We start from the raw sequence: 14,453 nt of genomic DNA on the forward strand, positions 1-14,453 counted from the left end.
CGGGGTCAGACGCGTTCGGCCAGACCCGGGTAGTCGAGGACGAATCCCTCCGGATCGACGGTGAGGGTGGCGCTGGAGACCGGGGAGAGCACATTGATGCCGTCGGCGGCGCTGGAGTAGGTGAGTTCGGCCTCCTGCACCAGCAGGTCGGGCAGCCGCACATAGACCACCGGCACCTGCACATCGCCCACGGCGTTCTGCAACCCGAACCGCCGGATGGGCAGGGTGTTGAAGAACGGGCTCAGCACCACATCCACATCGAGCGCACCGCCGAAGGTCGAGCGCACATGACTGCCACCCGCGTCGACGAGCCAGTAGTTCTCCTCGTCACGGGAGATGGAGGCGTGTCGCTCGCCCGCGGCGGTGGTGGTGCGCAGCGAGAGCCTGCGGGTGGCGCCCGCCTCGTCGGTGACCAGGTCGTAGGAGGCGCTGAAGGCCGGATGCTCGTCGCCCGCGCTACCGATCATCCGGCCCGCCGCCCTGATCCGGTTCCCGTTCACCGTCACCCGCACCGATTCCATCCGGGTGTTGTCGTGGGCACGCCAGGTGAGGACCGACGGCCACCGCGACGCCGGTCGGATCTCGGAGGGGCCTGCGGCCGGGCCCGGGGCTGGGGACGTCACCTCTCTACGGTAAGCGACACCGGCCCCGCTGCCCCACAACACGGGCAACACGGGCGCATCACACCAGCGAATCCCGCCAGGCGGCATGGAGACCGGCGAATCGGCCCTGTCCGGCGATCAGCTCGGCCGGGGCGCCGTCCTCCACGATGCGGCCCGCGTCGAGCACCAGCACCCGGTCGGCGATCGCCACGGTGGAGAGCCGATGGGCGATGATCACGGCGGTTCGGTCGCGCAGCAGCGTCTCGAGCGCGTGCTGGACCAGCCGCTCGCCCGGGATGTCCAGGCTGGAGGTGGCCTCGTCGAGCACGATCACGGCCGGATCGGCAAGGAACACCCGCGCGAAGGCCACCAACTGCCGCTGACCGGCCGAGAGCCTGCCGCCGCGGGTGCGCACGTCGGTGTCGTAGCCGTCGGGCAGCGAGGCCACGAACCGGTCCAGGCCCACCGCCGTGGCGGCCGCGCGCACCTCGGCATCGGACGCGTCGGGCCTGCCGAGACGGATGTTGTCGGCGATGGTCCCGGAGAACAGGTACGCCTCCTGGGTGACCATCACGATGTGCCTGCGCAGGTCCGCGTCGGTGAGCCTGCGCAGGTCGACCCCATCCAGGCTGACGGTGCCGCCGCTCGGGTCGTAGAACCGGGTGAGCAGCTTGGCCAGCGTCGACTTGCCCGCGCCCGTCGCGCCCACCAGCGCCACCACTTGGCCCGCCGGGATGTCCAGCTCGAACTCCGGTAACACGCGGGTGTCCTGGTAGCCGAACCAGACGTGGTCCATCCGCACCTCGCCCCGCGCCTCCAACAGCGCCACCGGATCGTCGGGTTCGGCCACCGACGGTTCCTCCTCGAGCACGCCGGAGATCTTCTCCAGTGCCGCCGCGGCGGACTGATAGGAGTTGAACACCTGGGCGAGCTCGTCGAGCGGACCGTAGAACTGGTCGAGGTAGAGCAGATAGGCCGCGAGCACGCCGAGGGCGAGATTGCCCTCCATCACCTGCCAGGCACCGACCAACAGCACGATGACAGTGGTCAGCTTGCCGATGAAGTTCGACAGGCCCACGTAGTCGCCCATGCCGCGGATCGCGGTGGTGGTGGCCCGCTGATACTCGCTGTCCTCGGCGGCGAGCACCTCCTGGTTGCGCCCTTCGCGCCGGAATGCCTGCACCGCCCGCATGCCGCTCATCGCCTCGACGAACTGCACGATCACCCGGGCGATCGCCCCGCGCGTACGCCGGTAACCCGCCCGCTGACGCCGCTGCGCCCACCGGGTCACCAGCACCAGCGGCACGAACCCGAGCAGCACGATCGAGGCCAGCATGGGATCGAGCCAGACCAGCAGCACCGCGATGGTGACCACCGACAGGATCGCGCCGAAGGCCTGATTCAGCGCGCCCTCGAGCAGTTCCTGGAGGGTTTCGATATCGCTGGTGAGCCGGGTGACGACCTTGCCCGAGGTGTAGCTCTCGTGGAACGACACACTCAGCCGCTGGGTGTGCCGGAACGCGCGCACCCGCAGGTCGAACAGCACCCGCTGACTCAGCGAGCCCGAGGCCCGCAGGAAACAGAACGTGGTGACACCCGAGGTGAGGGTGACCGCGACGAACCCGGCCACCGTCGCGATCAGCGGTGTCCAATCACCCTGTCGACCGGCGCTGATGCCGTGGTCGAGGCCGTAGGCGATGAACAGCGGCAGCGAGACCTTGGCCGCGTTGTCGAGCAGGATCAGCACGAAGGTGAGCAGCGCCTGGTTGCGGTAGGGCCGCACCAGGTCGAGCAGCAGGCGCCGGGAACGCCCGGCCAGCACCAGGTTTCCGGTGCCGGTGACCGCGTCGTCCTCCTTGGCGATGCCACGCCAGTCGGCTTCGCGTTCCGGCACGTCCTGCGCCGTAGTCGTTTCCGTGCTCGTCATGATTCACCTCCCATCAGCTCGCGGTAGCGCGCGTTGCCGCGCAGCAGCTTCTCGTGCGTGCCCTCGGCGACGATGCGTCCGTCGGCCAGCAGCGCCACCCGGTCGGCCAGCGCGGCGGTCGAGGGCCGATGCGCGACCAGCAACGTGGTCGCGCCGGACAGCACGCTGCGCAACCGGTCCTGCACGCGCTCTTCGGTTTCCACGTCCAGCGCGGAGAGCGGGTCGTCGAGCACCATGATCCGGCCGTGCTCGGCGGCGCTGTCGCCGCTGAGCACCGCCCTGGCCAGGGCCAGCCGCTGCCGCTGGCCACCGGACAGACTCATGCCCTGCTCACCGATCCTGGTGTCCAGGCCCCAGGGCAGCTCGTCGACGAAGTCGGTGGCCTGTGCGATGTCGAGGGCTTGGCGCACGTCGTCGTCGGTGGCACGCGGGTCGCCCAGTGCGACGTTCTCGCGCACGCTGGCCGAGAACAGCACCGGTTCCTCGAAGGCCACCGTCACCACCCGGCGCAGGTCGGCCAGGCGCAGGGTGGCGATGTCGATGCCGTCGATGGTGATGCTGCCCGCGTCCACGTCGTAGAGCCGTGGAATCAGTTCCAGCAGTGCGGTTTTGCCACTGCCGGTGGCACCGACCAGCGCCACGGTCTCGCCGGGCCGGATCCGTAGCGAGAGGTCGTCCAGCACCGCGGTGTCGGTCCCGTCGCCCGAGCGCGGATAGGCGAAGCGCACGCCGTCGATGACCAGCTCGCCACGCACCCGCGCGGGCAGATCCACCGGCCGCTCGGGATCGGTGATGTCGAGCGGGGTGTCGATGATCTCCCAGAACCGGTCGGCGGCCGTGCGCGCCTCGAACAGCTCCGAGAGCAGGAAGCCGGTCCAGATGATCGGCCACTGCAGGAATGTCGCCAGGGTGATGCTGGCGACCAGCGTGCCCATCGTCATCGAACCGTGCACCACCGAGTAGCCACCGACGCCGAGCGAGATCGCGATGGCGACGGTCGGCAAGGTCACCATGGCCGCCCACAGCGTGGCGTCCAGGCGCACCTTCTCCAGCTCGGTGCGTTGCAGTTCGCGCGACAGTGCCGTGAAGCGGGAGCCGAAGAACCGGCCGCGACCCAGCGCCTTGAGCACCCGCACGCCCTGCGCGGATTCCTGGGCGATGGTCGCGAGGTCACCGGACTGGTCCTGCGAGCGCCGCGAGGCCACCTCGAAGCGCCGCACGAACCGCAGGCAGAAGATGGTGAGCGGCAGCGAGACCACCGTGAAGATCAATCCCACGTGCCAATTCATCACGAACAGCGCGCACAGCCCGGTCGGCAGCAGCACCAGGTGCACGACGAGGAACGGACCGGCGAACGCGACGAACCGGCGGATGACGCTCATGTCGTCGACCGCGCGGGAGAGCAGCTGACCGGACTGCCAGCCATCATGTCTGCCGATGGAGAGCGCCTGCAGCTGGGTGAACAGCTTGGCGCGCATGGCGATCTCGAACAGCGTGGAGGGCTTGGACACCAGCCACCGTCGGCCCCACATACCGAACGATTCGAGCGCGCCGAGGGCGAAGACCAGCGCGACCGGCCACAGCAGACCGGCGAAGTCGCGGTGCGCGATCGGTCCGTCGATCACCTTCGCGATCAGCAACGGGATGAGGATGGCCGTGCTGGTGGCCAGGATGGCCAGGACATTGGCGGCGATCAGTGGCACCCGGTACGGGCGCAGGTAGGGCAGGAACCGCCGCAGCGACCGCATTCCCCCGCGCGGTGGCTGTGTCGACGGCTGCGATCTGTCGGCCTCCGATTCGGCTGCCGCCAGGTCCAATGTGACAGACAAGGTTCCCCCTCGATGTCCGGTGGATGGATGTTTCCGCCAACGTCACGCCCAGTGATGTTCGCACCGGGGTCCGACAAGTTCGATCCATCCAGAGTCCCATCGTGGACCCGCCCCCGGCCACTGATTTTCCGCCGGTCGGTCGGAGCTCGCGTTCGCGCCCGAAGCCGCCTTCGCGTGGGCCGATACAATTCGCCGCGGAGCGAGAGCGGGTCGCTGACCAGCGCGCGGCGCTGACGAAACACAGGAGGGTCGTTGACTCGGATGGTCGGGCTGTTCGCCGGTATCGGCGGGCTCGAACTCGGCCTCGCCGGAAACGGCTGGGCTACCGAGTTACTCTGCGAGATCGACCCCGGCGCCCAGGGCGTGCTCGCCGCCCGCTTCCCCGATGTCCCGCTGCACGGCGACATCACCCGATTACGCTCGCTGCCCGCGAACACCGAGCTGGTCGCGGCGGGGTTCCCCTGCCAGGACCTGTCCCAGGCCGGACGCACCGCGGGCATCACCGGCCGCCGCTCCGGCCTGGTCGACGAGGTGTTCCGGCTGGTCCGGCGCAAGCGCGGACCGCGCTGGCTGCTGATCGAGAACGTCCCCTTCATGCTCCAACTCGGCCGCGGCGCGGCCATGCGCCACATCACCGGCGCGCTCGAGGAACTCGGCTACACCTGGGCCTACCGCGTCGTCGACGGCCGCGCGTTCGGACTGCCCCAGCGCAGGCAGCGGGTGCTGATGCTGGCCTCGCGCACCGAAGACCCCCGCCAGGTGCTCTTCGGCGACGACGCGGGCCCCCGCGACTACGGCGATCCCGACCGCGACCCCTGCGGCTTCTACTGGACCGAGGGCGTGCGCGGCCTCGGCTGGGCGGTCAACGCGGTGCCCACCCTCAAGGGCGGGTCCGGCCTCGGCATCGCCAGCCCACCGGCGGTGCGGCTGCCCGCGGGCGAGATCGTCACCCCGGGCATCGTCGACGGTGAGCGACTCCAGGGTTTCGCCGCCGACTGGACCGCTCCCGCCCTCGACGTCCCCGGCGTCCGGCACGGCCACCGCTGGAAGCTGGTCGGCAACGCGGTGAGCGTGCGCATGGCGAACTGGGTCGGCGAACGCCTGGCCGCCCCACTCCCCCTGCTCACCGACGGCGAACCGCTACGCCCCGGCGAACCGTGGCCGACCGCGGCCTGGGGCCACGCGGGCGTCGTCCACCGGGTGCCGGTCTCCACCTGGCCGGTCCACGAGCCCTATGAGGACCTGAAGAACTTCCTCACCGAGTCCCGCCTGCTCTCCCCCCGCGCCACCGCGGGCTTCCTCCGCCGCACATCCATGGGCAGCCTGCGTTTCCCACCGGGCTTCCTCGACGACGTCCGCGACCACCTCGACCGCATGGGTGGTTGGGCCGCGTGACCGCACGCGGGCAGGAGCCCCCGCCGTCCGCGGCCGCCGGACAACCGCCTGCCGCCGGGGCCACGAACCGGCCGACGACGGATGCCGCGACCAGCGCGCGGATGGCTCGACAGCGACGCGCCGATACCGGGCCGGAACTGGCACTGCGGCGCGAGTTGCATCGCGCCGGGCTGCGCTACTTCGTCGACCGGTCACCGATCAAAGGCCAGCGCCGCCGCGCGGACGTGGTGTTTCCGCGCTTGCGGATCGCGGTGTACGTGGACGGCTGCTTCTGGCATCGCTGCCCGCAGCACGCGACGAGCCCGAAGAACAACGCCCAGTGGTGGGCCGACAAGCTGGCGGGCAATGTGGCCCGCGACCGGGCCACCGACGCCGCGCTGACGGCGGCGGGCTGGCAGGTGGTGCGCGTCTGGGAACACGAGGACCCGCACGCGGCGGCCGAACAGATCGGCGCGCTCGTCCGCGCGCGAGGTCGATCCGGATAGAAGCGATCTACCCGCGGCGATCCGAACGCGCGCGGGCGGACGCGACGACGCTCAGCGTCGTGCGTCGGAACGAACTCGCACGCGCACCGGCGCCTTGCGCGCCTGGGTGGCGAGATAGCCGGACACCGCCATCGCCAGGATCGTGGCGGTACTCGCCATAGCGATCACATAGCTCATTCGAAGACCTCCCGGTTCGTTGTCCTCCACCACCCTGCCCGGCGAACCTGACAGCAACCTGTGCGCGCGGCGCGGCAACCATGCCTCACAACCCCGCCGCGCCTGATCGTGCCTGTTCGACGCGAACAGCACAATGGTCGATGTGACCGAACTCGCCCGGTTCTCCCGCGTGCCTGCCCTGCTGATCGCGCTCGCGATCGCCGTCGCGGGCCTGTGCTACTCGTCCTGGGTGCTCGAGTTCGTCCTCCCGATCCACGTCGATCCGGTGAACACCTTCCTCAGCGAGCTCGACGCCGACGGCAAGCCCTACCGCGAGGTGTTCGCCACCGCCGACAAGCTCGTCGGGCTGCTGCTCATCCCCGCCGCGCTCGGCGGCCTGCTGGTCTTCCGGCGCCGTGCACTCACTACGACAGGCTGGCTCGCCCTGCTGTGCTTCGGCGCCTCGACCATCGCCGACGCCATGCTGCCCCTGCACGACTGCGATCCGGCGGTGAGCGCGTGCGGCGGCGACAGCGGGCTGTTCCCGCAGCTGCACCAGCCGCACGCGCTCACCAGCACGCTGGCGGTGACCTCGATCGCGGTGGCGGCGTTCGCGTTCAGCGGCGCCGCCTACCGCTATCACCGCTGGGCGATCCTGCGCGAGTTCGGTGTGGTCGTACTCGTCGTCGGCTCCGCGGCCACCATCTGGATGCTGTTGGCCGACAACCTGTCCGGCTCCTACGCCCTCGGGATCGCCCAGCGCATCCAGGTCGGCGCGATGTCGCTGTGGCTGCTCGCGCTGGCCGCCGCCGTGCTGGTCGAGGCGCGCGAGTGGACTACTTGACGGTGATCTTCACCGTGTAGCCCTCGACCTTCGCGGGCAGTTTGGTCGTGTCGACCGCGAGTACCTCGCCGGTGTCCTGCACCCCGTCGGGCAGCGTCTTGGGCTTCAGCCCGAACGGCGGCTGCTCGCCGGTGCTCGCGGCCAGCCCGAAGTCGCTGTCGTTGGCGATGTAGATCGTCTTGCCGCCGTCGAGGGTGGCGATGCCCTCGATCTTGTCGTGGCCGAAGAAGCGGCCCTTGTCGTCGAGGGAGACCAGTAAGGCCGACAGGTCGAGGTTGCCCGTCTTCGCGACCGGCGTGATGCCCGCCTTGCGCAGCGCCGCCACGGCGTCCGCGGTCGGGACGACCCCGACCAGGGTCTCGATCGGCTTGCCGTCGATCAGCAGACCGCCCTTGGCGGCGTCGTAGGTCGCGCCCGGCAGGCTCGACTGCGGGCCGACGTCGGTGGCGCCGGAGATGTCGACGGTCCAGATCTTCTTGTCCGACTTCGGCGCGAGATTGCCGTCACGCTCGTCGACCAGGAAGGTCGTGGCGCTCAGCGCGGTGATCTCCGAGACCGCGACCTTGGTCTGCTTCGGGTCCTGCAACGGATACAGGAATTCCTTCTGCGCCTTGGTCTTCAGGTCCACGGTGACAATGCGCGCGATCGGTACCTCCTTGGCCGAGCCCTCCAGTCCCGGGGTCTTGATCGCGCTCTGCACGATGCCGACCAGTGTGCTCCCGTCGGGAGTGATGGTCAGGCCCTCCATGCCCTGGTTGGGGCTGCGCAGCGAGATCTCCTGGGGCAGCCCCGCACCCGGCGCCAGCCGCTCGATCTCCTTGCCCTGCGCGTCGAAATGCACCAGGAACGGGCCGTATTCGTCGGAGACCCAGAAGGTGCCGTCGGCCAGCGCCACCAGGCCTTCCGGATCGAGCCCGTGGTCGGTGGCGGGCAGTACGGCGCCCTGGAGGTCCTTGATGGTCTCGCCGGTGTCGGCGGCGACATCGACCTGGCCGTTGAACGGCACGCCAGCGGCATTGCGCAGGTCGATGCTCGACTGCAGTTCGGCACGGTTGTCGACCAGCTTGAAGCGGCCGATCTTCGGCACGAAACTCGGTGTCGGCGCGAGCTTCTCGTTCTTGCCGGGGCCGTCGACATTCGGGCCGCGGTCGGTGAGGCCGTAGAACTCGTCGGTGCTGCCCGGCACCGGCGTCCAGGCCGAGCCGTAGCCGCTGCCCTGCACGGTGGCGCCGCCGTATTCGCCGAGCGCGGGGATATCGGTGGTGTAGAGCCGCACCGCGTCGGTGGTGGTGACCTCGAACTGGTCGGTGCCGGTGTAGCCCGCGTTCGGTATGTAGACGTAGGCGCCGTCGCCGCGCCGGGTCACCGAGCCGTGCTCGGGTTCCACGCGCACGCCGAGCACCGCGCTGGTGTCGGCGGCGGCGACCAGGTCGTCGAGCGAGAGGACCAATGGCTGGTCCTTGCTCGCGGTGAAACCCGACGAGCTCGGCGTCGAGCAGCCTGCCGCGAGGGCGGCCGCGGCGCAGAGGGCGGCGGTGAGGGGGAAGAGGCGTAGACCTGGTCGTGCGTTCACTTCCCCTGCGTACCGTGGTGAATCGTCCGGCAGGCGACCAGCGCGTGAATTGTCTTCCAGCAGCCGGTGGATCATTCTGGCTGTCATGACCACAAGTCGGGTGAACATCTCTTCTTCCTCCGATTTCGAAGATGTCGTGGGGTACTCCAGGGCGGTGCGCGTGGGCGCTCATGTCGTCGTCAGCGGCACCACGGCCGCGATCCCCGGTGGTGGGGCGGTCGGCGGTGACGACATCGGAGCGCAGACCCGGGAGGTCCTGATCCGTATCGCCACCGCGCTCGAGCAGGCCGGGGCGAGCCTGCGGGACGTGGTCCGTACCCGCCTGTTCGTCACCGATATCGCCCGCTGGCCCGAGGTCGCCGCCGCCCACGCCGAGGTGTTCGGTGCGATCCGGCCCGCCGCCGCCATGTACGAGGTATCTGCCTTGATCGCCCCCGAACTCCTGATCGAGATCGAGGCGGACGCGATCGTCGCTGACTGAATCGTCACACGCGGCCGCTCCGGCCGATCGGCGCGAAGGCCGAAATATCCCCAGTTATCCACAGGTTCGGAGTTATCCACAGGCGGCCGAGATCGGCGGTGCGGGCGGGCGGCGCCCACTACGCTCGATCCCGTGACCAGCGAAACGGCAACTCCCACCGACCTGCTCGATCAGGTCGCCGCGTCCACCGCGCGCTTCGACACCACGATCGGCACGCTCACCGAGGTCGCGCTGGCCGAACCGTCGCGGTTACCCGGCTGGACTCGCGGTCACGTGCTGGCGCACATGGCCCGCAATGCCGACAGCCTGCTGAACCTGTTGCTGTGGGCGCGCACCGGCATCGAGATCCCGCAGTACGCCAGCGGCGCCCTGCGCGACGCCGACATCGAGGCGGGCGCACCGCGGACCCTGGAGGTGCAGCACGCCGACTTCGCCGCGTCCGCACACCGCTGGCAGGCCGTCGCCACCACCATGCCGTCAGCGGACTGGCTGGCCGAGGTCCGCAACCGCCAGGGCGGCACCCTCACCGCCGACCAGATCCCCTGGATGCGCCTGCGCGAGACCGAGATCCACCACGTCGACCTCGGCACCGGCTACACCCCCGCCGACTGGCCCGCCCCCTTCGTCTCGCGCCTGCTCCCCGAAACCGTCATCGACCTCGCGACCAAACTCGACCCCGAGGCCACCCCCACCTTCGACCTCCAGGCCACCGACACCGACTTCATCGCCACCCTCGGCCCCGGCCGCCCGAACCACACCATCATCGGCCCCTCCCACGCCCTCCTGGCCTGGCTCCTCGGCCGCTCCCCCGGCCAAGACCTCACCGGCCCCCTCCCCCCACTCCCCGCCTGGAAATAGCGACCGCGCGTCAGCCGTCCAGCGCAGACGGCAGACCGCTGTCATAGATCGACAGCACATCGGTCGTGCTCCGAAGAGCGGCGACGACCGACGCCGCCGGGGAGACGAACATGTGCGGATAGTCGACCTCACCGAGCCCGGGATCGACCGGCCACGCCAACCGCTCTCCGGTCAACGAGAACTCCGCCGCAACCCCCTCCTTGTTGCCCCGCGGATCCTGCCGATGCCATCCATCCCCCAGATGGACCGCGACCAACCCGTGCAGCACGAACCCGTCACCGTGCGCGAGACGCTGATAGCAGAGCCCGGTCGGTATGCCCGCCGACCGCAGCAGCGCGGCAAGCAGATGAGACTTCGCATAACAGAGCCCAACCCGCTCCCGCAGTACCTCCCCGGCGGTCAACGTCACCCGGGAATCCCGCGCGTCGTATGAGTGCCCGACTTCGTCCCGCACCCACTCGAACGCCACCTTCGCGAACCCGCTGTCATCCTGCGCTCCCCGCCGGAGGTCATCCGCGAGCGCGAGCACCTCTGGGTCATCGATCTGGACGATCGAGTCGCCCGCGAGGTACGCCGCCGGAGGCAGTTCAGGAGCCAGGAGAGGGTGGTCGGTCACGCTGACAATTATCGGACCGGAAACGAAACCCGCCTCCTACCGGGGAGCCGGTAGGAGGCGGATTGTTGTGCGCCCGAAGGGATTCGAACCCCTAACCTCTTGATCCGTAGTCAAGTGCTCTATCCGTTGAGCTACGGGCGCATGGTGGTGCTTGTTCAGTTGTTACCCGGCGGACCGGGTGTGGCGGAGGCGAGAGGATTTGAACCTCCGGTCCCCGTGAAGGGACAACTCATTAGCAGTGAGTCCCATTCGGCCGCTCTGGCACGCCTCCTGGAGCCTTCTCTTTCGAGGGCACCGGTTCTTCTCGAACCGCCGGGAATGAAGATTACACGAGGCGGTGAAGTAGTCCAAAACGCCTGGTCAATCAGCGTAAATTGCTGTCGAACCAGTCGTAGATACGGGTCTGGGAGTCGATGCGGATCTCGGTGGCGGCGTCGTCGTCGGGGTCGGGGCGATCGGCGCGGTGACTCAGGCCGGGATAGGTGATGGTGAGACTGGCCACAGGGGCGCGGGCGGCGGACTCGCGGAGGCGGTCGACGGCCTCGGGAGGGGTGGCGGGGTCGTCGTCGCCGAACAGGCCGAGCCAGGGGGCCTGGAGGTCGGGGGCGATCTCGGCGAGGGCGGCGTCCTGGCCGGGTAGGGGTTCGGTGATGCCGGGGGCAGCGACGCTCACCGCGGCGCCGATGGGGCGGGTGGTGGCGACGAGGAAGGCGGCGGTGCCCGCGGTGTCGAAGCCGAGCACGCCGATGGTGTCGGGGAAGACGCCCCGGCGGGTGAGCCAGTCGAAGCCCGCGTCGAAATCGTCGAAGAGTTCCTCGCCGAAGACGTCGTGGATGTCGTCGTCGGGGAGACGGTCGAGCAGGTGCGGGGCGACGACGATCCAGCCTTCGAAGGCCAGTGAGCGCATCAGCTCGAACAGCTGCGGCGGGAACTCGCGCGATTCGTGCAGGACGACGATCCCGCCGCGGGCCGTGCGTTCGGGCTCGACCACGGTGATGGGCACGGCGGTGCGCGTCGCGGATTCCACCGTGTCCACACCGCCCGCCTCGCCGGAGACCTGCACCGGCCGTAGCGGGGCGACGTCGTCGTAAGTGCCCGGCATAAACCCAGCGTAGGCGGCGAAACGGCGGTTGGGTAGGTCTGCGCCGCCGCGCCGCGCGTCGAGTCGGGCGCGCATCGTAGGGTGGAGGTGTGTCAGCGCATATCCGGCCCGATCTCGCCACCATCCCGGCCTATGTCCCGGGTCGTAACCACCCCGACGCGGTGAAGCTCGCGTCCAACGAGACGACCTTCGGGCCGCTGCCCAGCGCTGCCAAGGCGATCGCGGAGGCCGCCGAGCAGGCCAATCGCTACCCGGACAACCAGGTCACCGAGCTGCGCGGCGCGCTGGCGGACTTCCTCGGGGTGACCGTGGCGAATGTGGCCGTGGGGTGTGGCAGTGTGGCGCTGTGCCAGGAACTGGTGCAGATCACCTGTGACGCGCCGACCGACGAGGTGGTCTTCGCCTGGCGCTCGTTCGAGGCGTACCCGATCGTCACCCAGGTGGGCAACGCCACCGCGGTGCCGGTGCCGCTGGCCGAGGGGCATCTGCACGATCTGGACGCGATGGCCGAGGCGGTCACCGAGCGCACCAAGCTGATCTTCGTCTGCAATCCGAACAACCCCACCGGCACCGCGCACGGCCGCGCCGAGCTGGAACGGTTCCTGGACCGGGTGCCCGCGCACGTGCTGGTGGTGCTCGACGAGGCGTACTACGAGTACCTGCGGCTGACGCCCGAAACCCATCCCGACGGCGTCGAGATCGCCCGCACCCGGCCCAACGTGGTGGTGCTGCGGACCTTCTCGAAGGCCTATGGTCTGGCCGGACTGCGGGTGGGTTACGCGGTGGGCGATCCGGAGGTGATCACCGCGCTGCTGAAGGTGCACATCCCGTTCAGCGTGAACAAGCTCGCCCAGGCCGCGGCCATCGCCTCGCTGGAGGCGCGCGGCGAGCTGCTCGACCGGACCGACGTGCTGGTGACGCAGCGCCAGGAGGTGCGCGCGGCGCTGCTGGCCGCGGGCTACGAGGTGCCGCCGAGCGAGGCCAATTTCGTCTGGCTGCCGCTGGGCGCGCGCAGCCTCGACTTCGCCGAGGCCAGTGCCGCGGCCGGGGTGCTGGTGCGGCCGTTCGCCGGGGACGGGGTGCGCGTGACGATCGGCGATCCGCACGAGAACGAACTGTTCCTCGCTTTCGCCACGGCACCGGAGAATGCCGCGCGATTCCGTTAGTCCGGCGCACGGTCATCGGCCCTTGACAGCCAGTCACGGTGTGATTACGGCGAATTCGAGCACACCGCCAGCACACCCGCAATAGGCTGGCGCGCAGCGAATTCGGGCACCGGCGACGAGGCTGTCGCCGGAACGCGCACCGGCCGGGTGGAGTGTTACCCGGCAGCTTCGTCGACGCAGCCCGGGTCCGCCCGCACGGCCCCGCACCCCGCTGCCCGACCGGAGATGTCCCGTGAACCAACGCTCGCGCCCGCTTGTCTGCGAAACGATCACCGCGCCAACCGCTTTCACCGAACCGGACGTCGACCTGGAGCGCAGGCTACGCGACTGCGACGAGTTCTTCCGCTACCCCGAACTCGCCCACCTGCCCGCCGAGCGCCGCCTCGGCGCGCTGGCGGAATTGCGGGAAACCGGCACCTATCGCCAGACCGCCGAGGAAATACTCATCGGCGCGAAATTGGCCTGGCGAAATCACGCCCGCTGCGTCGGCCGCAAACACTGGCGCACGCTCAAACTCCTCGACGCGCGACAGGTGACATCGGCTCGGGAACTCGCCGACGTGTGCTGGGAACATCTGCGTCTGGCGACCAATGGCGGCGCGATCCAGTCGATGGTCACCGTCGGGCCGCAGCGGGTGCCGGGGCGCGGTGAATTCCGCATCGTGAGCAGTCAATTGATCCGCTACGCCGGGTACCGCAACGGGGACGGGACGGTCACCGGCGATCCGGCCAATATCGCCGCCACCGAGCAGGCGCGGGCGCTGGGCTGGTGTGGCGAGGGCACGCCCTTCGACATCCTGCCGGTGCTGATCAGCGCGCCCGACGAGGAACTGCGGTATTTCGAGGTGCCGCGCGAGCTGGTCCGCGAGGTCGAGCTGGTCCATCCGGACCATCCCTGGTTCGCTTCGCTCGGTCTGAAATGGCATGCGTTGCCCGCGGTCTCGAACATGGATCTCGACATCGGTGGCATCACCTATCCGTTCGCCCCGTTCAACGGCTGGTATGTGGGCACCGAGATCGGCGCGCGCAATCTCAGCGACACCGACCGCTACAACATGCTCCCGCTGATCGCCGATCTGATGGGTCTGGATACCTCCTCGGTGCGCACGCTGTGGCGCGACAAGGCGCTGATCGAGCTCAATCACGCCGTGCTGCACAGTTTCCGTGCCGCCGGGGTGCACATGGTCGACCATCACACCGTCGCCAAGCAGTTCTGCGACCACGTCCAGCGCGAGGAGGCCGCGGGCCGCCGCTGCCCGACCGACTGGAGTTGGGTGAACCCGCCGATCTCCTCGGGCCTGACCCCCACCTTCCACCGCTACTACGACGAGCCGGACCTGGACGTGCGCCCGAACTTCGTCAAGCGCGAGGCCTGAACACGGCGCTGACCTGGCGTGTTTGTGGTGAACCGGCTCGGGTA

At 69.5% G+C, this 14,453-nt stretch carries 14 protein-coding genes and 2 tRNA genes; 7 read left to right on the forward strand and 9 right to left on the reverse strand.

The genetic code is table 11. The features are described from left to right. Positions 1-5: 5 nt before the first annotated feature. From QC180_RS01485 to QC180_RS01495, 3 genes are read right to left on the reverse strand one after another with little or no spacing between them, the layout of a single operon-like run. Positions 6-623: a putative glycolipid-binding domain-containing protein gene (locus QC180_RS01485; protein ID WP_278260715.1), complete on the reverse strand. Its 618-nt coding sequence runs from the start codon at positions 621-623 to the stop codon at positions 6-8. 58 nt (positions 624-681) lie between these two features. Next, the gene (locus QC180_RS01490; RefSeq protein ID WP_278260716.1) at positions 682-2,529 is read right to left on the reverse strand and encodes an ABC transporter ATP-binding protein; all 1,848 of its coding nucleotides are present in this window, start codon (positions 2,527-2,529) and stop codon (positions 682-684) included. Continuing rightward, positions 2,526-4,277, reverse strand: a complete 1,752-nt coding sequence (locus tag QC180_RS01495; RefSeq protein ID WP_278260717.1) for an ABC transporter ATP-binding protein — start codon at positions 4,275-4,277, stop codon at positions 2,526-2,528. The genes QC180_RS01490 and QC180_RS01495 overlap by 4 nt, the downstream gene beginning before the upstream one ends. 342 nt (positions 4,278-4,619) lie before the next feature. Between QC180_RS01495 and QC180_RS01500 the strand changes: the two genes are divergently transcribed. Together QC180_RS01500 and QC180_RS01505 are read left to right on the forward strand one after the other, a co-directional pair. Next, positions 4,620-5,753, forward strand: a complete 1,134-nt coding sequence (locus QC180_RS01500; RefSeq protein WP_278261175.1) for a DNA cytosine methyltransferase — start codon at positions 4,620-4,622, stop codon at positions 5,751-5,753. Continuing rightward, a complete protein-coding gene (locus QC180_RS01505) occupies positions 5,750-6,238 on the forward strand; it encodes a very short patch repair endonuclease (RefSeq protein ID WP_474646372.1) in 489 nt (162 codons plus the stop codon). The genes QC180_RS01500 and QC180_RS01505 overlap by 4 nt, the downstream gene beginning before the upstream one ends. A gap of 51 nt (positions 6,239-6,289) precedes the next feature. On the opposite strand, the gene QC180_RS01510 is transcribed toward QC180_RS01505, so the two are convergent. Beyond that, positions 6,290-6,415, reverse strand: a complete 126-nt coding sequence (locus tag QC180_RS01510; protein WP_278260718.1) for a hypothetical protein — start codon at positions 6,413-6,415, stop codon at positions 6,290-6,292. Positions 6,416-6,557: 142 nt separating this feature from the next. Between QC180_RS01510 and QC180_RS01515 the strand changes: the two genes are divergently transcribed. Further along, on the forward strand, positions 6,558-7,238 hold the full coding sequence (locus QC180_RS01515) for a DUF998 domain-containing protein (protein WP_278260719.1): 681 nt from the start codon (positions 6,558-6,560) through the stop codon (positions 7,236-7,238). Here QC180_RS01515 and QC180_RS01520 read toward each other — a convergent pair. Continuing rightward, on the reverse strand, positions 7,231-8,811 hold the full coding sequence (locus tag QC180_RS01520; protein ID WP_278260720.1) for an esterase-like activity of phytase family protein: 1,581 nt from the start codon (positions 8,809-8,811) through the stop codon (positions 7,231-7,233). The two genes, QC180_RS01515 and QC180_RS01520, sit on opposite strands and share 8 nt — an antisense overlap. 85 nt (positions 8,812-8,896) lie before the next feature. On the opposite strand from QC180_RS01520, the gene QC180_RS01525 reads away from it, so the two are divergent. Together QC180_RS01525 and QC180_RS01530 are read left to right on the forward strand one after the other, a co-directional pair. Next, complete coding sequence (locus tag QC180_RS01525) at positions 8,897-9,292, forward strand: RidA family protein (protein ID WP_278260721.1); 396 nt, start codon at positions 8,897-8,899, stop codon at positions 9,290-9,292. Positions 9,293-9,424: 132 nt separating this feature from the next. Further along, positions 9,425-10,150: a maleylpyruvate isomerase family mycothiol-dependent enzyme gene (locus QC180_RS01530; protein WP_278260722.1), complete on the forward strand. Its 726-nt coding sequence runs from the start codon at positions 9,425-9,427 to the stop codon at positions 10,148-10,150. A 10-nt stretch (positions 10,151-10,160) separates the two neighbouring features. Here the strand turns inward: QC180_RS01530 and QC180_RS01535 are convergent, their stop codons facing one another. The 4 genes from QC180_RS01535 to QC180_RS01550 all read right to left on the reverse strand — a co-directional run bounded on the left by QC180_RS01535 (position 10,161) and on the right by QC180_RS01550 (position 11,868). Continuing rightward, on the reverse strand, positions 10,161-10,766 hold the full coding sequence (locus QC180_RS01535) for a transglutaminase-like domain-containing protein (RefSeq protein ID WP_278260723.1): 606 nt from the start codon (positions 10,764-10,766) through the stop codon (positions 10,161-10,163). A gap of 68 nt (positions 10,767-10,834) precedes the next feature. Beyond that, positions 10,835-10,907 (reverse strand) — tRNA-Arg (locus QC180_RS01540). Positions 10,908-10,947: 40 nt separating this feature from the next. Further along, positions 10,948-11,037, reverse strand: a tRNA-Ser gene (locus QC180_RS01545). A gap of 93 nt (positions 11,038-11,130) precedes the next feature. After that, positions 11,131-11,868: a dienelactone hydrolase family protein gene (locus QC180_RS01550; protein WP_278260724.1), complete on the reverse strand. Its 738-nt coding sequence runs from the start codon at positions 11,866-11,868 to the stop codon at positions 11,131-11,133. 89 nt (positions 11,869-11,957) lie between these two features. Here QC180_RS01550 and hisC point away from each other — a divergent pair, with 89 nt between their 5' ends. Together hisC and QC180_RS01560 are read left to right on the forward strand one after the other, a co-directional pair. Continuing rightward, complete coding sequence (hisC, locus tag QC180_RS01555; protein WP_278260725.1) at positions 11,958-13,034, forward strand: histidinol-phosphate transaminase; 1,077 nt, start codon at positions 11,958-11,960, stop codon at positions 13,032-13,034. A gap of 268 nt (positions 13,035-13,302) precedes the next feature. Next, on the forward strand, positions 13,303-14,409 hold the full coding sequence (locus tag QC180_RS01560; RefSeq protein ID WP_278261176.1) for a nitric oxide synthase oxygenase: 1,107 nt from the start codon (positions 13,303-13,305) through the stop codon (positions 14,407-14,409). The last annotated feature ends 44 nt before the right edge of the window (positions 14,410-14,453 follow it).

Source organism: Nocardia anocheti (assembly GCF_029675105.1).
GTDB lineage: Bacteria > Actinomycetota > Actinomycetes > Mycobacteriales > Mycobacteriaceae > Nocardia.

What these genes read in the sequence shown, in the direction of transcription:
- QC180_RS01490 (WP_278260716.1), bottom strand. Translation starts at nt 2,529, where the DNA reads ATGACGAGCACGGAAACGACTACGGCGCAGGACGTGCCGGAACGCGAA.
- QC180_RS01495 (WP_278260717.1), bottom strand. Translation starts at nt 4,277, where the DNA reads ATGCGGTCGCTGCGGCGGTTCCTGCCCTACCTGCGCCCGTACCGGGTG.
- QC180_RS01500 (WP_278261175.1), top strand. Translation starts at nt 4,620, where the DNA reads ATGGTCGGGCTGTTCGCCGGTATCGGCGGGCTCGAACTCGGCCTCGCC.
- QC180_RS01510 (WP_278260718.1), bottom strand. Translation starts at nt 6,415, where the DNA reads ATGAGCTATGTGATCGCTATGGCGAGTACCGCCACGATCCTGGCGATG.
- QC180_RS01525 (WP_278260721.1), top strand. Translation starts at nt 8,897, where the DNA reads ATGACCACAAGTCGGGTGAACATCTCTTCTTCCTCCGATTTCGAAGAT.
- QC180_RS01550 (WP_278260724.1), bottom strand. Translation starts at nt 11,868, where the DNA reads ATGCCGGGCACTTACGACGACGTCGCCCCGCTACGGCCGGTGCAGGTC.